The organism is Streptomyces varsoviensis (genome assembly GCF_000718635.1).
Classification (GTDB): Bacteria; Actinomycetota; Actinomycetes; order Streptomycetales; family Streptomycetaceae; genus Streptomyces; species Streptomyces varsoviensis.
The window spans coordinates 52,290-68,532 of the sequence record NZ_JOBF01000007.1; the positions used below are offsets into that span (position 1 = coordinate 52,290).

Genomic DNA, 16,243 nt, shown 5'->3' on the forward strand with positions numbered 1-16,243 from the left:
GGGCCGGTATGGCCCCCATGCTGGGCGAACGCGGCCCAGACCCGGGCGGCTCGTCCCGATCCACCACGCGGCGACGGCGCGATCCGGAGCGAGCAGCATGCCCCGGCCCAGGACGACGCCGCCGATCCGTCCAAGCCTGCGGAGGCACGCCCCTTCACCAGGCGCGAGGCCAAGGGCCGCCCCGACGCGGCCCGAGGCGGAGCCCACCCCGACCCGGGCCCAGCCCAACGCAGGGAGCGCAGCCCAACGCGGGGCCCGACCCGACGCAGCCCCGATACGGGGCCCCGCCCAACACGGAGTCCGTCCCAATGCGGGGCGCAGCTCAATGCGGGGCGCAGCCCGACACGATGCCCGACCGACACGGGACGTAGCCCGACGCGGGGCGCAGCCCAACGCGGAGCCCGCCCCGACGCGGGGCGCAGCCCGACACGGGCCCGACCTGACACAGGGCTCGACCCGACACGGGGCGTAATCCAAGGCGGAGCCCGCCCCAACCCGCGGCACAGCCCGGCACAGGGCCCAGCCCAACGCAGGACGCAACCCAACGCGCGGCGCAGCCCGATCCGGGGCCCAACCCACCGCGGAGCGTCAGGCGCCCCGCGTTATTGGGCTGTGCCGGTCAGCAGCCATCGGCGTACTGGGATCTCCAGGAGGACGCGGCCGGTGGTGGGCTTTTCGGGGGTGGTGACGTCCCAGGCGTATTTGGCCGCGAAGGCGGACACGATGTCGGCGGGGAACTCGGCGCGGTGGAGCGTGGCGTCGCCTTCGGCGACGACTGGGGAGCGGCCGTCCTCCAGTGCGAGGGAGACGCGGGGGTCGGCCTCGATGTTGGCGATCTTCACCGAGCCGGTGTCCGTGCCGATCCACCACCTGGCGCGTTCGAAGACGAACCAGACCGGGGTGACGTGGGCGGAGCCGTCGGGCCGTACCGTGCACAGCCAGACGTTCTTCTCCCGCGCCAGGCGGGCGCGGACGGCGGGCCCGAGCGGGGTCACAAGATCACTCATCCGCCCATTGCACCCGGCCCGCGCGCCCGACGCATCGGACGGCCGTCTCGGACGATGGTCCTACTCCCCCGTGCCCAGCCCGGGCCGGTTCACCCGCTCACCCCGCCCCGTACACGGCCTGCGGGGGCTCCGCGCGGGCCAGGAGTTCCCGGGCCGCCTCCCCCGCCTCGGCCGGGGTCCAGCGGGCGCCCTTGTCGACGGTGGGGCCGGGGCGCCAGCCCTCCATCACGGTGATGCGCCCGGCCTCGGCCTCGAAGACGCGGCCGGTCACCCCGGCGCTGGCGGCGGAGGCGAGCCAGACGACGAGCGGGGAGACATTGTCCGGGGCCATGGCGTCGAACGCGTCGCCGCCGGGCGCGGCCATCGTCTCGGCGAAGGTCCGCTCCGTCATCCGGGTACGGGCGGCAGGGGCGATGGCGTTGACGAGCACCCCGTAGCGGGCCATCTCGGCGGCGGCGACAAGCGTCAGCCCCAGGATTCCGGCCTTGGCGGCCGAGTAGTTGCCCTGCCCCACGCTGCCCAGCAGCCCCGCCCCGGAACTGGTGTTGACGACGCGCGCCTCGGGGGCGCGACCCGCCCTCGACTCGGCGCGCCAGTGCGCCGCCGCGTGCTTGAGGGGCAGGAAGTGGCCCCGCAGATGGACTCGTACGACGGCGTCCCAGTCGTCCTCGCCGAGGTTGACGAGCATCCGGTCGCGCAGGAAGCCCGCGTTGTTGACCAGGGCGTCGAGCCGCCCGTACGCGTCGAGCGCGGTGGCGATCAGGGACTGGGCGCCCTCGGCGGTGGCGATGTCGCCGCCGTGCGCGACGGCCTCGCCGCCCGCCGCGCGGATCTCGTCCACGACGCGCTGGGCGGGCCCGTCGGTGGTGCTGTCGGCGGTGCCGTCCCCCGGGTCGCCGCCGCCGTCGAGGCCCACGCCGAGGTCGTTGACCACCACCTTGGCTCCTTCGGCGGCGAGGGCGAGCGCGTGGGCGCGGCCGAGCCCGCGGCCCGCGCCGGTGACGACGGCGACGCGTCCGGCACAGATTCCGCTCATGTCATCTCTCCTTGCTCGTCGGTGGTTCCAGAGGTGCGGTCGCCGGCGTCGTGTCCGGCGGTACGTCCGGCTGCCCGGCCCCCGGCGCGTACGGACGGGCCGTCGGCGGTACGCGCGTCAGTGCCGTCAGCGGTACGGGCGTCCAGCCCCTCAGCGGTACGGGCGTCCGAGCCGTCCTCGGCAGGGTCGACCGCGCCGTGGCCGTCCGCGGCGCGGTTGGCCGTGGCGGCGTCCAGGAACGCCGGGCGCTCCCCTCCCCCGTGCACCAGCAGGCTCGCGCCGGTGACGTACGCGGCGAGGTCGGAGGCGAGGAAGACGCAGGCGTCGCCGATCTCGGCGGGTTCGGCGAGTCTGCCGAGCGGCACGGTGCGGCCGACGGCCGCGATGCCCCGCTCGTCGCCGTAGTGGAGGTGCGAGAGTTCGGTGCGGACCATGCCGAGGATCAGGGTGTTGACGCGGACGCGCGGGGCCCATTCGACGGCCATGGTGCGGGCCAGGTTCTCCAGGCCCGCCTTGGCGGCGCCGTACGCGGCCGTGCCCGGCGAGGGCCTGGTGCCGCTGACGCTGCCGATCATGGTGATGGAGCCGCCGGCGGCGGCCAGTGCCCGGTGCGCGGCGAGCGAGGCCGTCATCGGGGCGATGAGGTTGAGTTCGACGGTGCGCGCGGCGCGCCGCGGGTCGCTGTCGGCGAGCAGCCGGTAGGGGCTGCCGCCGGCGTTGTTGACGAGGGCGTCGAGTCGCCCGTACGCGCCCTCGACCCGTTCGAAGAGCCGGCCGACGGCCTCCGGGTCGCGCAGGTCCACGGCGTGGAAGCGGGCGGTCCGGCCGGCGGCCTCGACGGGCCGGTCGGGCGGGCGGCGGGCGCAGGCGACGACCTCGGCGCCGGCGGCCAGCAGGGCGCGGCTGATGCCGGCGCCGACGCCGCGGGTGCCGCCGGTGACGACGGCGACGCGGCCGGACAGATCGATGGTGACCGTCACGTGGCACCTCCCGCAACGGGCGATCCGCTGCTACCTTCACACCTAACAAACGTTTGGTGGAAAGGTAGCTGATCCTGTCATGGGTGTCTCCACCTCCGCACCGCACGACGGCGTCCGCGTCGTCACGGTGGACTTCCCACCGGTCAACGCCCTCCCCGTACGCGGCTGGCATGAACTGGCCGAGGCCGTACGGGCGGCGGGCGCCGACCCCGGCGCCCGCTGCGTCGTGCTGACCGCCGCCGGGCGCGGCTTCAACGCGGGCGTCGACATCAAGGAGATCCAGCGCTCGGCCGGCCACGACGCGCTCATCGGCGCCAACCGGGGCTGCTACGAGGCGTTCGCCGCGGTCTACGACTGCGAGGTGCCGGTGGTCGCGGCCGTGCACGGGCACTGCCTCGGCGGCGGCATCGGGCTCGTCGGCAACGCCGACGCCATCGTGGCGAGCGAAGACGCGGTCTTCGGCCTCCCGGAGCTGGACCGGGGGGCGCTCGGCGCGGCCACCCACCTCGCCCGGCTGGTCCCGCAGCACCTGATGCGCGCCCTGTACTACACCTCGCGGACCGCCACCGCCCAGGAGCTGCACCGCCACGGCTCCGTCTGGCAGGTCGTCAGCAGAGCGGAACTCCCGGACGCGGCCCTGGCGTTGGCCCGCGAGATCGCCGCCAAGGACGGCACGCTGATCCGGCTCGCCAAGGCCGCCATCAACGGCATCGACCCCGTGGACGTACGGCGCAGCTACCGCTTCGAGCAGGGCTTCACCTTCGAGGCCAACCTCAACGGCACGGCCGACCGCGTCCGTTCCACCTTCGGCAGCGAGGAGTAGCCGTGGCCCGTGCCAGGAACCAGAAGCTCATGACGGCCGATCAGGTCGCCGGCCGCATCGAGAGCGGCATGACGATCGGCATCGGCGGCTGGGGGTCGCGGCGCAAGCCGATGGCCCTCGTGCGGGCGCTGCTGCGCTCGGACGTGACCGATCTGACCGTGGTCTCGTACGGCGGCCCGGACGTGGGACTGCTGGCGGCGGCCGGGCGCGTCCGCAAGCTGGTCGCGGCGTTCGTGACGCTCGACTCCATCCCCCTCGAACCGCACTTCCGCGCCGCGCGCCAGAGCGGCGGCTTCGAGCTGATGGAGCTGGACGAGGCGATGTTCATGTGGGGGCTGACGGCCGCCGCGCACCGGCTGCCGTTCCTGCCCGTACGATCCGGGCTCGGCTCCGACGTGATGACGGTCAACCCGTCGCTGCGCACGGTCACTTCGCCCTACGAGGACGGCGAGGAGTTCGTCGCCGCGCCCGCGCTGCGGCTCGACGCGGCGCTCGTCCACCTCAACCGGGCGGACGCGTACGGCAACGCCCAGTACCTGGGCCCGGACCCGTACTTCGACGACTTGTTCTGCGAGGCGGCGACGGACGCGTACGTCTCGTGCGAGCGCGTCGTCGAGACCGCCGAGTTCGCCGAAGCGGGCGGCCCGCAGACGCTGCTGGTGGGGCGTCAGGAGGTGACGGGCGTCGTCGAGGCGCCGAACGGGGCGCACTTCACGTCCTGCGTCCCGGACTACGGCCGCGACGAGCCGTTCCAGGCCGCGTACGCCAAGGCCGCCGCCGATCCCGCCGCCTGGCGGGAGTTCACCGAGCGCTTCCTCGACGGGGACGAGGACGCCTATCAGGCCGCGGTCGCGGCCTTCGCGAAGGAGGGCGCATGAGCGAGGGGACCGCACCGGGGGCGGCGGCGACGCGCGCCGAGTACTGCGTGATCGCCTGCGCGGAGGCATGGCGGGGCGACGGCGAGATCCTGGCCAGCCCGATGGGGACCGTGCCGACCATCGGGGCGCGGCTCGCCAAGCTGACGTTCGCGCCCGAGCTGCTGCTCACGGACGGCGAGGCGCTGCTGATCGGCGACGTGCCGGGGCTCGGCGAGGCGGCGCGGGTCGTGGAGGGGTGGCTGCCCTACCGGCGGCATCTGGCGATGGTCACCGGCGGCAAGCGCCATGTGATGATGGGCGCGAGCCAGCTCGACCGGTACGGCAACCAGAACATCTCCTGCATCGGCGACTGGCGGCGGCCCGACCGGCAGCTCCTGGGGGTGCGCGGCGCGCCCGCCAACACCCTGAACAACCCGACGAGTTACTGGGTGCCCAAGCACTCGACGCGGGTGCTGGTGGAGAAGGCCGACATGGTCTGCGGCGTCGGCTACGAGCGGGCGGCGGCGGCCGGCCCGTCGGCGACGCGCTTCCACCGCATCCCGCGGGTCGTCACGGATCTCGCCGTCCTCGACTTCGAGACGACCGACCACCGCATGCGGGTGCGGTCCCTGCATCCCGGCGTCAGTCCGGAGCGGCTGCGCGAGGCCACGGGGTTCCCGCTCGACGTGCCGGCCGACGTGCCGCGCACGCGCGAGCCGAGCGCCGAGGAGCTGCGGCTGATCAGGGAGGTCATCGACCCGCGCGGGCTGCGGGAGCGGGAGGTGCGCCCGTGAGCGACCGGCGGCTCGTGACCCCGCTCACCGAACTGACCGGTGTGCGCCACCCGTTGGTGCAGACGGGCATGGGCTGGGTCGCGGGGCCCCGGCTGGTCTCCGCGTCCGCGAACGCCGGGGCGCTCGGCATCCTCGCCTCGGCGACCATGACGGTGCCTCAACTGAGGTCCGCGATACGGGAGGTGAGGTCCCGTACGGACGCGCCGTTCGGCGTCAACCTGCGGGCGGACGCGGGCGACGCGGCGGAGCGGGCCGGGGTGATCATCGAGGAGGGGGTGCGGGTCGCGTCCTTCGCGCTCGCGCCCTCCCGCGAGCTGATCGCCCGGCTCAAGGACGCGGGCGTCGTGGTCGTCCCCTCCATCGGGGCGCGCCGGCACGCCGAGAAGGTGGCCGCCTGGGGCGCGGACGCGGTCATCGTCCAGGGCGGCGAGGGCGGCGGCCACACCGGTGAGGTCGCCACGACGGTCCTGCTCCCGCAGGTGGTCGACGCGGTCGGCATCCCCGTCGTCGCGGCGGGCGGCTTCCGCGACGGGCGCGGCCTCGTGGCGGCCCTCGCGCACGGCGCGGCCGGCATCGCCATGGGCACCCGCTTCCTCCTCACCGCCGAGAGCACGGTGCCGGACGCGGTGAAGGCGAAGTACCTGGCGGCCGCCGTCAAGGACATCACGGTCACCACCAAGGTCGATGGCCTCCCCCACCGGATGCTGCGCACGGACCTGGTGGCGGGGCTGGAGCGCGCGGGCCGCGCCGCCTCCCTCGTACGGGCCCTGCGGCACGCCGCGTCCTTCCGCCGCCTCTCGGGGCTGAGCTGGCCGGCGATGGTGCGCGACGGCCTCGCGATGAAGCACGGCAAGGAGCTGACCTGGAGCCAGGTGCTGCTCGCCGCCAACACCCCGATGCTGCTGCGCGCCGCGATGGTGGAGGGCCGCACCGACCTCGGCGTCATGGCCGCGGGCCAGGTAGCGGGCCTCATCGAGGACCTCCCGAGTTGCGCGGAACTGGTGGACCGGGTGATGGCGGAGGCATACGCGACGCTGGCGGGGCTGCCGTCCCCCGAGTGAACCGCCCGTCGAGGGCGGTTCACGGAAGCACCCGTCAGAGCCTTTCGATGATCGTGACGTTCGCCTGGCCGCCGCCCTCGCACATCGTCTGGAGGCCGTAGCGGCCCCCGGTGCGTTCCAGTTCGTGCAGGAGCGTGGTCATGAGGCGGGCGCCGGTGGCGCCGAGGGGGTGGCCTAGGGCGATGGCGCCGCCGTTGACGTTGACCTTCTCCGGGTCCGCGCCGGTCTCGCGCAGCCAGGCCAGGACGACGGGGGCGAACGCCTCGTTGATCTCGACGAGGTCGATGTCGTCCATCGTCATGCCGGTCTTCTTCAGCGCGTGCGCGGTGGCCGGTATGGGCGCGGACAGCATGCGGATGGGGTCCTCGCCGCGTACGGAGAGGTGGTGGACGCGGGCGCGCGGGGTCAGGCCGTGGTCGCGTACGGCCTGTTCGGAGGCGAGGAGCAGGGCGGCGGCGGCGTCGGAGACCTGCGAGGAGACGGCGGCGGTCAGGGTGCCGCCCTCGACGACCGGGGCGAGCGCCGCCATCTTCTCCAGCGAGGTGTCGCGGCGCGGGCCCTCGTCGGCGGTCACCTCCCCGTACGCGACGCTCTCGCGGGCGAAGCGGCCCTCGTCGGCGGCGCGGATGGCGCGCTGGTGGGAGCGGAGCGCGAACTCCTCCATCTCGCGGCGGGAGATGCCCCACTTCGCGGCGATCAGTTCGGCGCCGTGGAACTGGTCGACGGGCTGGTCGCCGTAGCGCGCCCGCCATCCCTCGGAGCCGGCGTAGGGCCCGTCGGTGAGGCCGAGCGGTTCGGCGGCGCGGCGGCTCGCGAAGGCGATGGGGATCTGCGACATGTTCTGGGTGCCGCCTGCGACGACGAGGTCCTGGGTGCCGGAGAGCACGGCCTGGGCCGCGAAGTGGAGGGCCTGCTGGGAGGAGCCGCACTGCCGGTCGACGGTGACGCCGGGCACCTCCTCGGGGAGCCCGGCGGCCAGCCAGCTCGTCCGGGCGATGTCGCCGGCCTGCGGGCCGACGGCGTCGAGGCAGCCGAAGACGACGTCCTCGACGGCGGCGGGGTCGATGCCGGAGCGCTGGACGAGGGCCTTGAGGACGTGCGCGCCGAGGTCGGCCGGGTGGGCCGCGGCGAGTCCGCCGCGGCGGCGGGCGACGGGGGTGCGGACCGCTTCGACGATGTATGCCTCGGCCATGGCGTGGTCTCTCCCTACGGGGTCAGGGGCTGTGCTCGGGCGGGGGTGCCGGGGTGGGTGGCGCTTCGCGTACGGCGATGCCGTCGAGCACCATCGACAGGTACTGGCGGGCGATCTCCTCGGGGCTGTGGGCGCCGCCCGGCCGGTACCAGGAGGCGGCGACCCACACGGTGTCGCGGACGAAGCGGTAGGTCAGCCGGATGTCGAGGTCGGCGCGGAAGACCTTGGCCGCGACGCCGCGCTCCAGGGTGCCGAGCCACGCCTCCTCGAATTTGCGCTGCGAGTCGGTGAGGTAGCCGAAGCGCGGCTGGGCGGCGAGGTGGCGGGACTCCTTCTGGTAGATGGCGACGGCGGCGCGGTGCCGGTCGATCTCGCGGAAGGACTCGGTGACGAGGGCCTCGATGGTCCGCCGGGGGTCGAGTCCGGCGGCGAGCACGGCGTCGTAGCGGGCCCAGAGCTCGTCGAGGAAGGTGGTGAGGATCTCGTCCAGCATCGACTCCTTGGAGTCGAAGTGGTAGTAGAGGCTGCCCGCGAGCATGCCCGCCTCGTCCGCGATGCGGCGGACGGTGGTGGCGTTGTAGCCCTGCGCGGCGAAGACCTCGGCGGCGGTCGCGAGCAGTTCTCCGCGCCGCTCGGGCGAGGGGGTCATGGTGGGTTTCTTCTTGCTGTTCGGCACTCCCCCATTCTCGTCCCCCGCCTTCTCGCCCGGCCCGGCCCCGCCCCGCGCGTCCCGGCCCCGCTCCTCGCCGCTCCACGCGTCGCCGCCTCACGCATGCTGGCTGCTGACGGGCACGCACTCGCCGGTCATGTACGAGGAGTAGCCGCTGGCCAGGAAGACGATGACGTTGGCGACCTCCCAGGGCTCGGCGTAGCGGCCGAACGCCTCCCGCTCGGTGAGTTCGGCGAGCAGTTCGGGGGTGGTGACCTTCACGAGGTGCGGGTGCATGGCGAGGCTGGGGGCGACCGCGTTGACGCGCACGCCGTACTCGGCGGCCTCGACGGCCGCGCAGCGGGTGAGCGCCATGACTCCGGCCTTGGCGGCGGCGTAGTGGGCCTGGCCGCGCTGGGCGCGCCAGCCGACGACGGAGGAGTTGTTGACGACGGCGCCGCCGCGGCCGGCGGCCCGCATGCGGCGCAGGGCGGCGCGGGTGCAGCGGAACGTGGAGTTCAAGGTGGTGTCGAGGACCTTGTCCCACTGCTCGTCGGTCATCTCGACGAGGTCGGCGGTGCCGCCGAGCCCGGCGTTGTTGACGACGATGTCGAGGTGGCCGTGGCGCTCTTCGGCGAGGTCGAAGAGGGCCGCGATCTGTGTCTCGTCGGTGACGTCGCAGGGCAGTGCGGCGACGTTGTCGGCGCCGAACTCGTCGGCGAGCGCGGCCGTGGTCTCGGCGAGCCGGCGGGCGTGGCGGTCGCCGAGGACGACGCGGGCGCCTTCCTGGAGGAATTTGCGGGCGGTGGCCCCGCCGATGCCGGCTCCGGCGGCGGCGGTGACGACCGCGCCGCGGCCGGCGAGCAGTCCGTGTCCGGGGACGTACGGCACGGGGGCGCGGGATTCCTCGACGCTGCTCATGGCCGTACGTTAACCTACCAAACACTTGTTAGGGAAGGAGTCGCCGATGACCGCCGCCCACGACGAACCCCATGGCACAGCCCCCGGCACCGCGGACGACGAGGTGGTGCGCTACGCGGTGAGCGGCCCGGTCGCCACCGTCACCATGAACCGGCCCGCCTACCGCAACGCACAGAACTCCGCGATGACGTACGCGCTGGACCGCGCCTTCTACCGCGCCGCCGACGACGACGCGGTGCGGGTCGTCGTCCTCGCGGGGTCCGGCGACCACTTCAGCGCCGGGCACGACATCGGCACCCCCGAGCGCGACGCCCACCTCCCCTTCGACCGGAAGGCCGGGCTGTGGTGGGACCACTCGGACAAGGCCGGCGCGGAGAGCCGTTTCGCGCGCGAGTCCGAGGTGTATCTGGGCATGTGCCGGCGGTGGCGCGAGCTGCCGAAGCCGGTGATCGCCTCCGTCCAAGGGGCGTGCGTGGCGGGCGGGTTGATGCTGGCGTGGGTCTGCGATCTCATCGTCGCCGCCGAGGACGCGTTCTTCGCGGACCCGGTCGTGCGGATGGGCATCCCCGGCGTCGAGTACTTCGCGCACCCGTGGGTCATGCCGCCGCGGATCGCGAAGGAGTTCCTGTTCACCGGCGAGCGGATGAGCGCCCGGCGCGCGTACGAGGTGGGGATGGTCAACCGCGTCGTGCCGCGGGCCGAACTCGCCGCCCGTACAGACGAGTTGGCTGCCCGTATCGCGGACATGCCGCGCATGGGGCTGGCGCTCACCAAGCGCGCGGTCAATCAGGCCGAAGACCTACAGGGCCTGCACACGGGGCTGGACTCCGTGTTCGGCCTGCACCATCTGGCGCACGCGCACAACGCGGAGACCGCGGCCGACCCGCTGGGCGGCATGGACGTACGGGCGATGAAGAAGGCGGGCTCCTGATGGATCTCGACTTCGGCCCCGAGGAGGACGCGTTCCGGGCGGAGGCCCGGCAGTGGCTCGCCGCGCACGTGCCGGCCGCGCCGCTGCCCTCGCTGGAGACGCGGGAGGGGTTCGCGGCGCACCGGGAGTGGGAGCGCACGCTGCACGCGGACCGGTGGTCGGTGGTCTCGTGGCCGGAGGAGCACGGGGGCCGGGCCGCCTCCGTCCTGGAGTGGCTGATCTTCGAGGAGGAGTACTTCGCGGCGGGCGCGCCCGGGCGCGTCAGCCAGAACGGCATCAACCTCCTCGCCCCGACCCTCTTCGAGCACGGCACCGCGGAGCAGCGCGCCCGGGTGCTGCCCCCGATGGCGAGCGGCGAGCGGATCTGGGCGCAGGCGTGGTCCGAGCCGGAGGCGGGGTCCGACCTGGCGTCGCTGCGGTCCACCGCGACCCGGGTGGCCGGCGGCTGGCTGCTCGGGGGGCTGAAGACCTGGTCGTCGCGGGCCGCCTTCGCCGACCTCGCCTTCGGCCTGTTCCGCAGCCACCCGGACGCGGACCGGCCGCACCGCGGGCTGACCTACGTGATGTTCCCGCTGGACGCGGAGGGCGTCACGGTACGGCCCATCGGCCGCCTCGACGGCAAGCCCGCGTTCGCCGAGCTGTCGCTGGAGCGGGTCTTCGTCCCCGACGAGGACGTCATCGGCGAGCCGGGCCAGGGCTGGCGCGTCGCGATGAGCACGGCGGGCAATGAGCGGGGGCTGACGCTGCGCAGCCCGGGACGGTTCACGGCCGCCGCCGAACGCCTCGTCACTTTGTGGCGGGAGAGCGCGGATACGGGCGTTCCGGCGCTGCGCGACCGGGTGGCGGACGCCGCGATCGGCGCCCGCGCGTACCAGCTCTTCACGTACGCCAACGCCTCGCGGCTCGCCGCCGGGGGCGCCATCGGGGCCGAGTCGAGCCTGAACAAGGTGTTCTGGTCCGAGCTGGACATCGCGCTGCACGAGTGCGCGCTGGACCTGCTGGGCCCGCTGGGCGAGCTGGCGGACCGCGCGGAGGACGCGCCCGCGCACGGGGGCTGGGCGGACGGCTACACCTTCTCGCTCGCCGGCCCCATATACGCCGGCACCAATGAGATCCAGCGCGACATCATCGCCGAGCGGTTGCTGGGCCTGCCGAAGGGACGCCGGTCGTGAGGTTCCTCCTGGACGACGAGCAGAGCGAGTTCGGCCGCACGCTGGACCGGATGCTGTCCGCCGCCGACACGCCCTCGGCGGTACGGGCGTGGGCGGCCGGCGAGCACGGGCCGGGCCGGGCGGTGCTGGGCCGGCTGGCCGAGGCGGGGGTGTTCGCGCTGGCGGTGCCGGAGGCCCACGGCGGGCTGGGGCCGCTGCCCGTCGAACTCGCCGTGTCCTTCGTGGAGGTGGGGCGGCACGCGGTGCCGGGGCCGCTGGTGGAGACGGTCGCGGCGGCGGCGCTCTTCGGCCGGCTGGCGCGGGCGGGCGAGGCGGCGGACGCGGCGAAGGAGTGGCTGCCCCGGCTGGCCGACGGCCGGGCGGCGGTCTCGCTCGTGCTGCCGGGCCACGGCCCGTACGCGCTGGACGCCGACGCCGCCGACGCGGTCTTCGCCGTCACGGCGGCCGACGAGCTGCGCCGCTGCCCCACGTACGGCCCCGTGCAGCCCTCGCTCGATCCCGCCCGGCGGCTCGCGCGTCCGCTGCCGGCGGGCGAGCCGGTGGCGAGCGGGGCCGCGGTACGGGCCGCGGCCGAGCATGCCGCCGACTGGGCGGCCTTCGCGACCGCCGCTCAGGCGCTGGGCACGGGGCTGGCGCTGCTGGAGCGGACGGTCGCGTATGTGAAGGAGCGGACCCAGTTCGGGGTGGCGATCGGCTCCTTCCAGGCGGTGAAGCACCGGCTGGCGGACACCCTGCTGGGGCTGGAGTTCGCCCGGCCGCTGGTGTTCGGGGCGGCGGTGGCGCTGGCGTCGGGGTCGCCGGGCGCCGGGGCCGAGATCGCGGCGGCGAAGGTCGCGGCGGGCGAGGCGGCGTACGCGGCGGCCCGTAGCGCGCTCCAGTCGCACGGGGCGATCGGCTACACGGCCGAGCTGGATCTGTCGCTGTGGATCGGGAAGGCGCGGGCGCTGCGCTCGGCGTGGGGGACGCCCGCGGAGTGCCGGGCGCGGGCGCTCGATTTATTTCACTAGTAAAACACCTGCTAAAGTTTTATGCATGGCGAAGCACGCGAAGCATCGGAGAACACCCAAGGAGCCCACACCGCCCACCCCGGCCCGCGGCGTCCGGGTACGCCCACTGCCCGTACGCGGCGCGGTACGGCTGAACCGCGCCGCGGACATCTGGCACAAATCCGCGTTCAGCGCGGGCGTCGCGATGGCGATCCCGAATCTGACGCTGCTCGCCACCGGCCACCTCCAGTACGCCCTCTACACCTCCGCCGGGGCGCTCTGCGCGCTCTACGGCCACGCCCAGCCGTACGCGGCCCGCGCCCGTACCCTCGCCTGGGTCGTACTCGGCATGGTCGCGAGCGTGGCCGTCGCGCTGGTCAGCTCCTCCCTGATCGCCTCGGCGCCGCTGCTGGTGCTCCTCGCCTCGCTGCTCGCCGCCGTGCACAAGACGGTCTGCGACGCCACCCTCGTCGGGCCGCCCGGCAACATCATCGTGACCTTCGTCTCGGCGAGCGCCTTCTTCGTGCCGCAGCACGTCGGCGACGTCCCCGCCCACCTGGGCATCGTGCTCGCCTGCGGGGCCCTGTCATGGCTGGTGTGCATGGCGCCGGCGCTGATCCGGCCGCGCGGACCGGAACGCATCATGACCGCCCGCGCGCTGGAGGCCGCGGCCCGCGCGCTGCGGGCCCAACCGGGACCGGGGCAGCCCCGGTCCGGCCCCCGGCACGCCACCGCCACGGCCGTCAACGCGGCCTGGCACGCCCTCTTCCTCGTCCGGGACCGCGACGAGAGGCTGGAGCGGCTGCTGATCCGCGCCGAGTCCACGCTGGCCATGGCGCCCGGCCCCGACGAGGCCGGCCGGTTCGAGATCTGGGCCCGCGACCTGCGCAAGGGCCGCCCGCTGCCGCTGGTCGCGCTGACGCCCGCACAACGCGCCGAACTGCTCGGCGTCGACGCCGACGGCGGCCGGCACCGGCCGCGCCGCCCCTCCCCCGACCGGCCGCGCGGCTTCCGCGCCGTGCTCGGCCGGCTCCGGCCGGGCTCCCCGCTGCTGCCGATCGGGGCGCGGGTCGCGGCGGGGTGCGCCGTGGCGGGCTGGGCATCGATGGCCCTGGGCGTCGGCCACCCGTACTGGGCGGTGGTCACCGCCGCCGCGGTCTTCCAGGCCAACACCACCCTCACCTGGAACCGGGCGCTCCAGCGCACCATCGGCAACTTCCTCGGGCTGATCCTGTTCACCGCGCTGCTGCCGCTCATCCGCACCGGGCACCTCGCGATGGTGCTGCTGGCGCTGGTCTTCCAGATCTGCGCGGAGGCGTTCATCTCCCGCAACTACTGGCTCGGCAGCGTCTGCGTGACGCCGATGGCGCTGCTGCTCACCGAGTTCGCCCACCACCTCCCGGCGTCCCGGCTGGTCGCCGACCGCTGGATCGACACGGTCGTCGGCGCCGCGGTCGGCCTGCTGGCCTGCGTGCTGGTCACCAACCGGCGCGCCACGGACCGGATCGAGACCGCCCTGCACCGGGTGGCCGCGGCCCGGGAGTCGGCCGTGCGGCTGCTCGCCGTCCCGCACGACCACCACGAGGCGGGCTGGGCCCGCGACCGGCTCGCGGCCTCCCTCATCGAACTGCGCGAGGCCGTGGACGTGGCCTCCGGCGAGTGGTGGCAGCGCGCCCTGCCGGAGGAGCGGGTGGCCCTGGCCGAGCAGGAGGGCCACCGCACCCTGGCGTCGCTCGTACGCCGGCTGTCGGCGCCGGTGATGGCGGCCTGACCTCTTCCGTTTCTGACGCGCCGACAGCCTCCGGGCGCCCCGTGCGGCCCGGCCGCCCCGGACGGGCCCGCTCGCCCCTCGGTGTCGGCCGGGCCGTCCGGCAGGCGGCAGAATTGGACGGACTGTGAGCGGAGAGGATCGCCATCGTGGCAGAAGACGCCAAGGACACCGTGGGCGCCGACAACGCCGATCGCGCCGAGCGTGCCGGTCGCGCGGATCACGCCGGCTCCGCCGAACAGACCGGTCACGCCGGCTCGGCCGGCCAGACGGGTCACGCCGGCCCCGCCGGTCACGCGGATGACACCGTGGCGCGCGTGGTGCGCGAGTGGCAACGGGTCCACCCCGGCATCGACACCTCCCCGATGGCCGTGATCGGCCGGCTCAACCGCTGTGCGGCCCTGTTGCAGCAGGCCACCGACGCCCCCCTGGTACGGGAGGGGCTCACCCGCCCGGAGTTCGACCTCCTCGGCACGCTGCGCCGCACGGGCCGCGAGCTGACGCCCGGCCAGTTGGCGCGCGAGACCTTCGCGTCAGGGGCGGCGGTGACCAAGCGGCTGCGGGTGCTCGAACAGCGCGGCCTCGTCACCCGCCGCCCCGACGTACGGGACCGGCGCGTCGCCCACCTCTCGCTCACCGACGACGGCCGCGCCCTCATCGACCGCATCCTGCCGGACCAGCTCGGCTACGAGTCGGCGCTGCTCGCCGGGGTCGCCCCGGAGCGCCAGGCCGAACTCGCCCGGACCCTCGGCGAACTCCTCGTCCTGCTGGAAGGCCGCCTCGGCGGCCTCCAGCCCTGAGACCGGGGCAGGACCAGGGGCCAGGGCCGGGGCAGGGGCGGAAGCCGGGCCCGGAGCGGGGGCCAGGACAGGAGGGGCCGGAGCTGCGGCCGGGAGGGGCTGGGGCATGCGGGGCGCCGGTGTCAGGGCCGGATCGCGCGTTTCCGGTCACGGGCGGAGCCGCCCGTCCGTATTCGGCCGGCCGCCCTCGGCGTACGCGCGTACGTCTCCCCGGCCGCGGCCATCCGGCCGAAATGGCCGGTACGCGCTCCGGAACGCCGCGAGTAGCACGCCCTATCAATATGTCAACGGTGCGCGTATTCACTATCGAGTGAACATCTTCGGAGGATTCCTCGGGGCCCGCCGGTCACTTCCCGATCATTGAACGCCGCCTTCCGCCAGGCGTTCCCAAGGTCATTGTCAGCTTCGCTCCGGCACTGTCGTCCGCCGTCCGTAATTCCTCTACTCCGCGGCCCTGACAGGGCGACTTGGCGCTAACATCGGCTGCATGGATCTCACGTCAGAGGGTGGCACGTTGTGTCTCAACAGGGACGCCCCTTGGGACTCGTTCGACTCCCAGTCATACACGCGGCACAACTACAGTGTGCTGCGCCCGGACGACGAAGAGATCATCAATGTCGTAAGGGACTACTTCGCTGATCATTTCCGAACGAATCCGGAGCGGCCGGTTTCGGGTATCGATGTGGGTGCGGGGGCCAATCTCTATCCCGCGCTCTCACTCCTGCCCTGGTGCGACGAGATCACCCTGTACGAGCGCTCGGCGCGGAACGCGGCGTGGCTGCGGGACCAGGTCCCCCACTACGGCCGGAGCTGGGACCCTTTCTGGCAGGTGCTGCGCAAAGAAGAGGAATATCAGGACATCGCCGACCCGCGGGCACGGTTCGCCGATTCCGTGACCGTCGAGGAAGGCGACCTGTTCCGGCTGCCGCACCGGTTGCGGCACCAGGGGATCGGGACGATGTTCTTCGTCGCGGAATCGCTGTCGACCTCCCACCGCGAGTTCGAGGGCGCGGTGGCCGCGTTCCTCGGGTCGCTGGCGCCCGGCGCGCCGTTCGCCGCCGCGTTCATGGAGAACTCGGGCGGCTATCTGGTCGGGACGGAGCTCTTCCCCGCCTGCGAGGTCGACAGCGCCGAGGTCGAGGCGAGCCTGGAGCCGCACGCCACGGTCGACGCGCTGGAACGGTTCGGCTTGCCCGAGGGCCCGGTGCGTGAGGGGTACACCGGCATGATCCTGGCCTGCGGCCGGCGCGACCCGGCCTGACCGGT

At 74.1% G+C, this 16,243-nt stretch carries 15 protein-coding genes and 1 pseudogene; 10 read left to right on the forward strand and 6 right to left on the reverse strand.

Going from position 1 to position 16,243, the window contains the following annotated elements; genetic code table 11:
* Window positions 1-602: 602 nt before the first annotated feature.
* The 3 genes and pseudogenes from IF55_RS12620 to IF55_RS12630 form a co-directional block, all read right to left on the reverse strand.
* The gene (locus IF55_RS12620; RefSeq protein WP_030879888.1) at window positions 603-1,007 is read right to left on the reverse strand and encodes a pyridoxamine 5'-phosphate oxidase family protein; all 405 of its coding nucleotides are present in this window, start codon (window positions 1,005-1,007) and stop codon (window positions 603-605) included.
* A gap of 97 nt (window positions 1,008-1,104) precedes the next feature.
* On the reverse strand, window positions 1,105-2,043 hold the full coding sequence (locus tag IF55_RS12625; protein ID WP_030879890.1) for an SDR family oxidoreductase: 939 nt from the start codon (window positions 2,041-2,043) through the stop codon (window positions 1,105-1,107).
* 215 nt (window positions 2,044-2,258) lie between these two features.
* Window positions 2,259-3,023: pseudogene (locus IF55_RS12630) on the reverse strand (SDR family oxidoreductase); the annotation flags it as partial.
* 79 nt (window positions 3,024-3,102) lie between these two features.
* Between IF55_RS12630 and IF55_RS12635 the strand changes: the two are divergent.
* Genes IF55_RS12635 through IF55_RS12650 form a run of 4 tightly spaced genes read left to right on the forward strand, consistent with a single transcriptional unit; the run spans window position 3,103 to window position 6,558 of the window.
* The gene (locus IF55_RS12635) at window positions 3,103-3,846 is read left to right on the forward strand and encodes an enoyl-CoA hydratase family protein (RefSeq protein WP_030879894.1); all 744 of its coding nucleotides are present in this window, start codon (window positions 3,103-3,105) and stop codon (window positions 3,844-3,846) included.
* 29 nt (window positions 3,847-3,875) lie between these two features.
* Complete coding sequence (locus tag IF55_RS12640; protein WP_030879895.1) at window positions 3,876-4,724, forward strand: CoA transferase subunit A; 849 nt, start codon at window positions 3,876-3,878, stop codon at window positions 4,722-4,724.
* Complete coding sequence (locus IF55_RS12645; RefSeq protein WP_030879897.1) at window positions 4,721-5,497, forward strand: CoA-transferase subunit beta; 777 nt, start codon at window positions 4,721-4,723, stop codon at window positions 5,495-5,497. The genes IF55_RS12640 and IF55_RS12645 overlap by 4 nt, the downstream gene beginning before the upstream one ends.
* Window positions 5,494-6,558, forward strand: coding sequence for an NAD(P)H-dependent flavin oxidoreductase (locus IF55_RS12650; RefSeq protein ID WP_030879898.1), 1,065 nt, complete (start codon window positions 5,494-5,496; stop codon window positions 6,556-6,558). The genes IF55_RS12645 and IF55_RS12650 overlap by 4 nt, the downstream gene beginning before the upstream one ends.
* A 34-nt stretch (window positions 6,559-6,592) precedes the next feature.
* Here IF55_RS12650 and IF55_RS12655 read toward each other — a convergent pair whose 3' ends face one another.
* The 3 genes from IF55_RS12655 to IF55_RS12665 form a co-directional block, all read right to left on the reverse strand.
* Window positions 6,593-7,750: an acetyl-CoA C-acetyltransferase gene (locus tag IF55_RS12655; RefSeq protein ID WP_030879901.1), complete on the reverse strand. Its 1,158-nt coding sequence runs from the start codon at window positions 7,748-7,750 to the stop codon at window positions 6,593-6,595.
* Window positions 7,751-7,772: 22 nt separating this feature from the next.
* Window positions 7,773-8,399: a TetR/AcrR family transcriptional regulator gene (locus tag IF55_RS12660; RefSeq protein WP_078644287.1), complete on the reverse strand. Its 627-nt coding sequence runs from the start codon at window positions 8,397-8,399 to the stop codon at window positions 7,773-7,775.
* A gap of 117 nt (window positions 8,400-8,516) precedes the next feature.
* Window positions 8,517-9,320, reverse strand: coding sequence for an SDR family oxidoreductase (locus tag IF55_RS12665; RefSeq protein WP_030879908.1), 804 nt, complete (start codon window positions 9,318-9,320; stop codon window positions 8,517-8,519).
* A 46-nt stretch (window positions 9,321-9,366) separates the two neighbouring features.
* Here IF55_RS12665 and IF55_RS12670 point away from each other — a divergent pair, with 46 nt between their 5' ends.
* The 6 genes from IF55_RS12670 (at window position 9,367) to IF55_RS12695 (ending at window position 16,238) form a co-directional block, all read left to right on the forward strand.
* A complete protein-coding gene (locus IF55_RS12670) occupies window positions 9,367-10,251 on the forward strand; it encodes an enoyl-CoA hydratase (RefSeq protein WP_030879913.1) in 885 nt (294 codons plus the stop codon).
* Window positions 10,251-11,423, forward strand: coding sequence for an acyl-CoA dehydrogenase family protein (locus IF55_RS12675; protein WP_030879916.1), 1,173 nt, complete (start codon window positions 10,251-10,253; stop codon window positions 11,421-11,423). The genes IF55_RS12670 and IF55_RS12675 overlap by 1 nt, the downstream gene beginning before the upstream one ends.
* A complete protein-coding gene (locus IF55_RS12680; protein ID WP_030879918.1) occupies window positions 11,420-12,430 on the forward strand; it encodes an acyl-CoA dehydrogenase family protein in 1,011 nt (336 codons plus the stop codon). The genes IF55_RS12675 and IF55_RS12680 overlap by 4 nt, the downstream gene beginning before the upstream one ends.
* Window positions 12,431-12,455: 25 nt before the next feature.
* Complete coding sequence (locus IF55_RS12685) at window positions 12,456-14,180, forward strand: FUSC family protein (protein WP_051776137.1); 1,725 nt, start codon at window positions 12,456-12,458, stop codon at window positions 14,178-14,180.
* Window positions 14,181-14,485: 305 nt separating this feature from the next.
* Window positions 14,486-14,977, forward strand: coding sequence for a MarR family winged helix-turn-helix transcriptional regulator (locus tag IF55_RS12690; RefSeq protein WP_030879921.1), 492 nt, complete (start codon window positions 14,486-14,488; stop codon window positions 14,975-14,977).
* A 487-nt stretch (window positions 14,978-15,464) separates the two neighbouring features.
* Window positions 15,465-16,238: an SCO2525 family SAM-dependent methyltransferase gene (locus IF55_RS12695; RefSeq protein ID WP_048831911.1), complete on the forward strand. Its 774-nt coding sequence runs from the start codon at window positions 15,465-15,467 to the stop codon at window positions 16,236-16,238.
* Window positions 16,239-16,243: the final 5 nt, after the last annotated feature.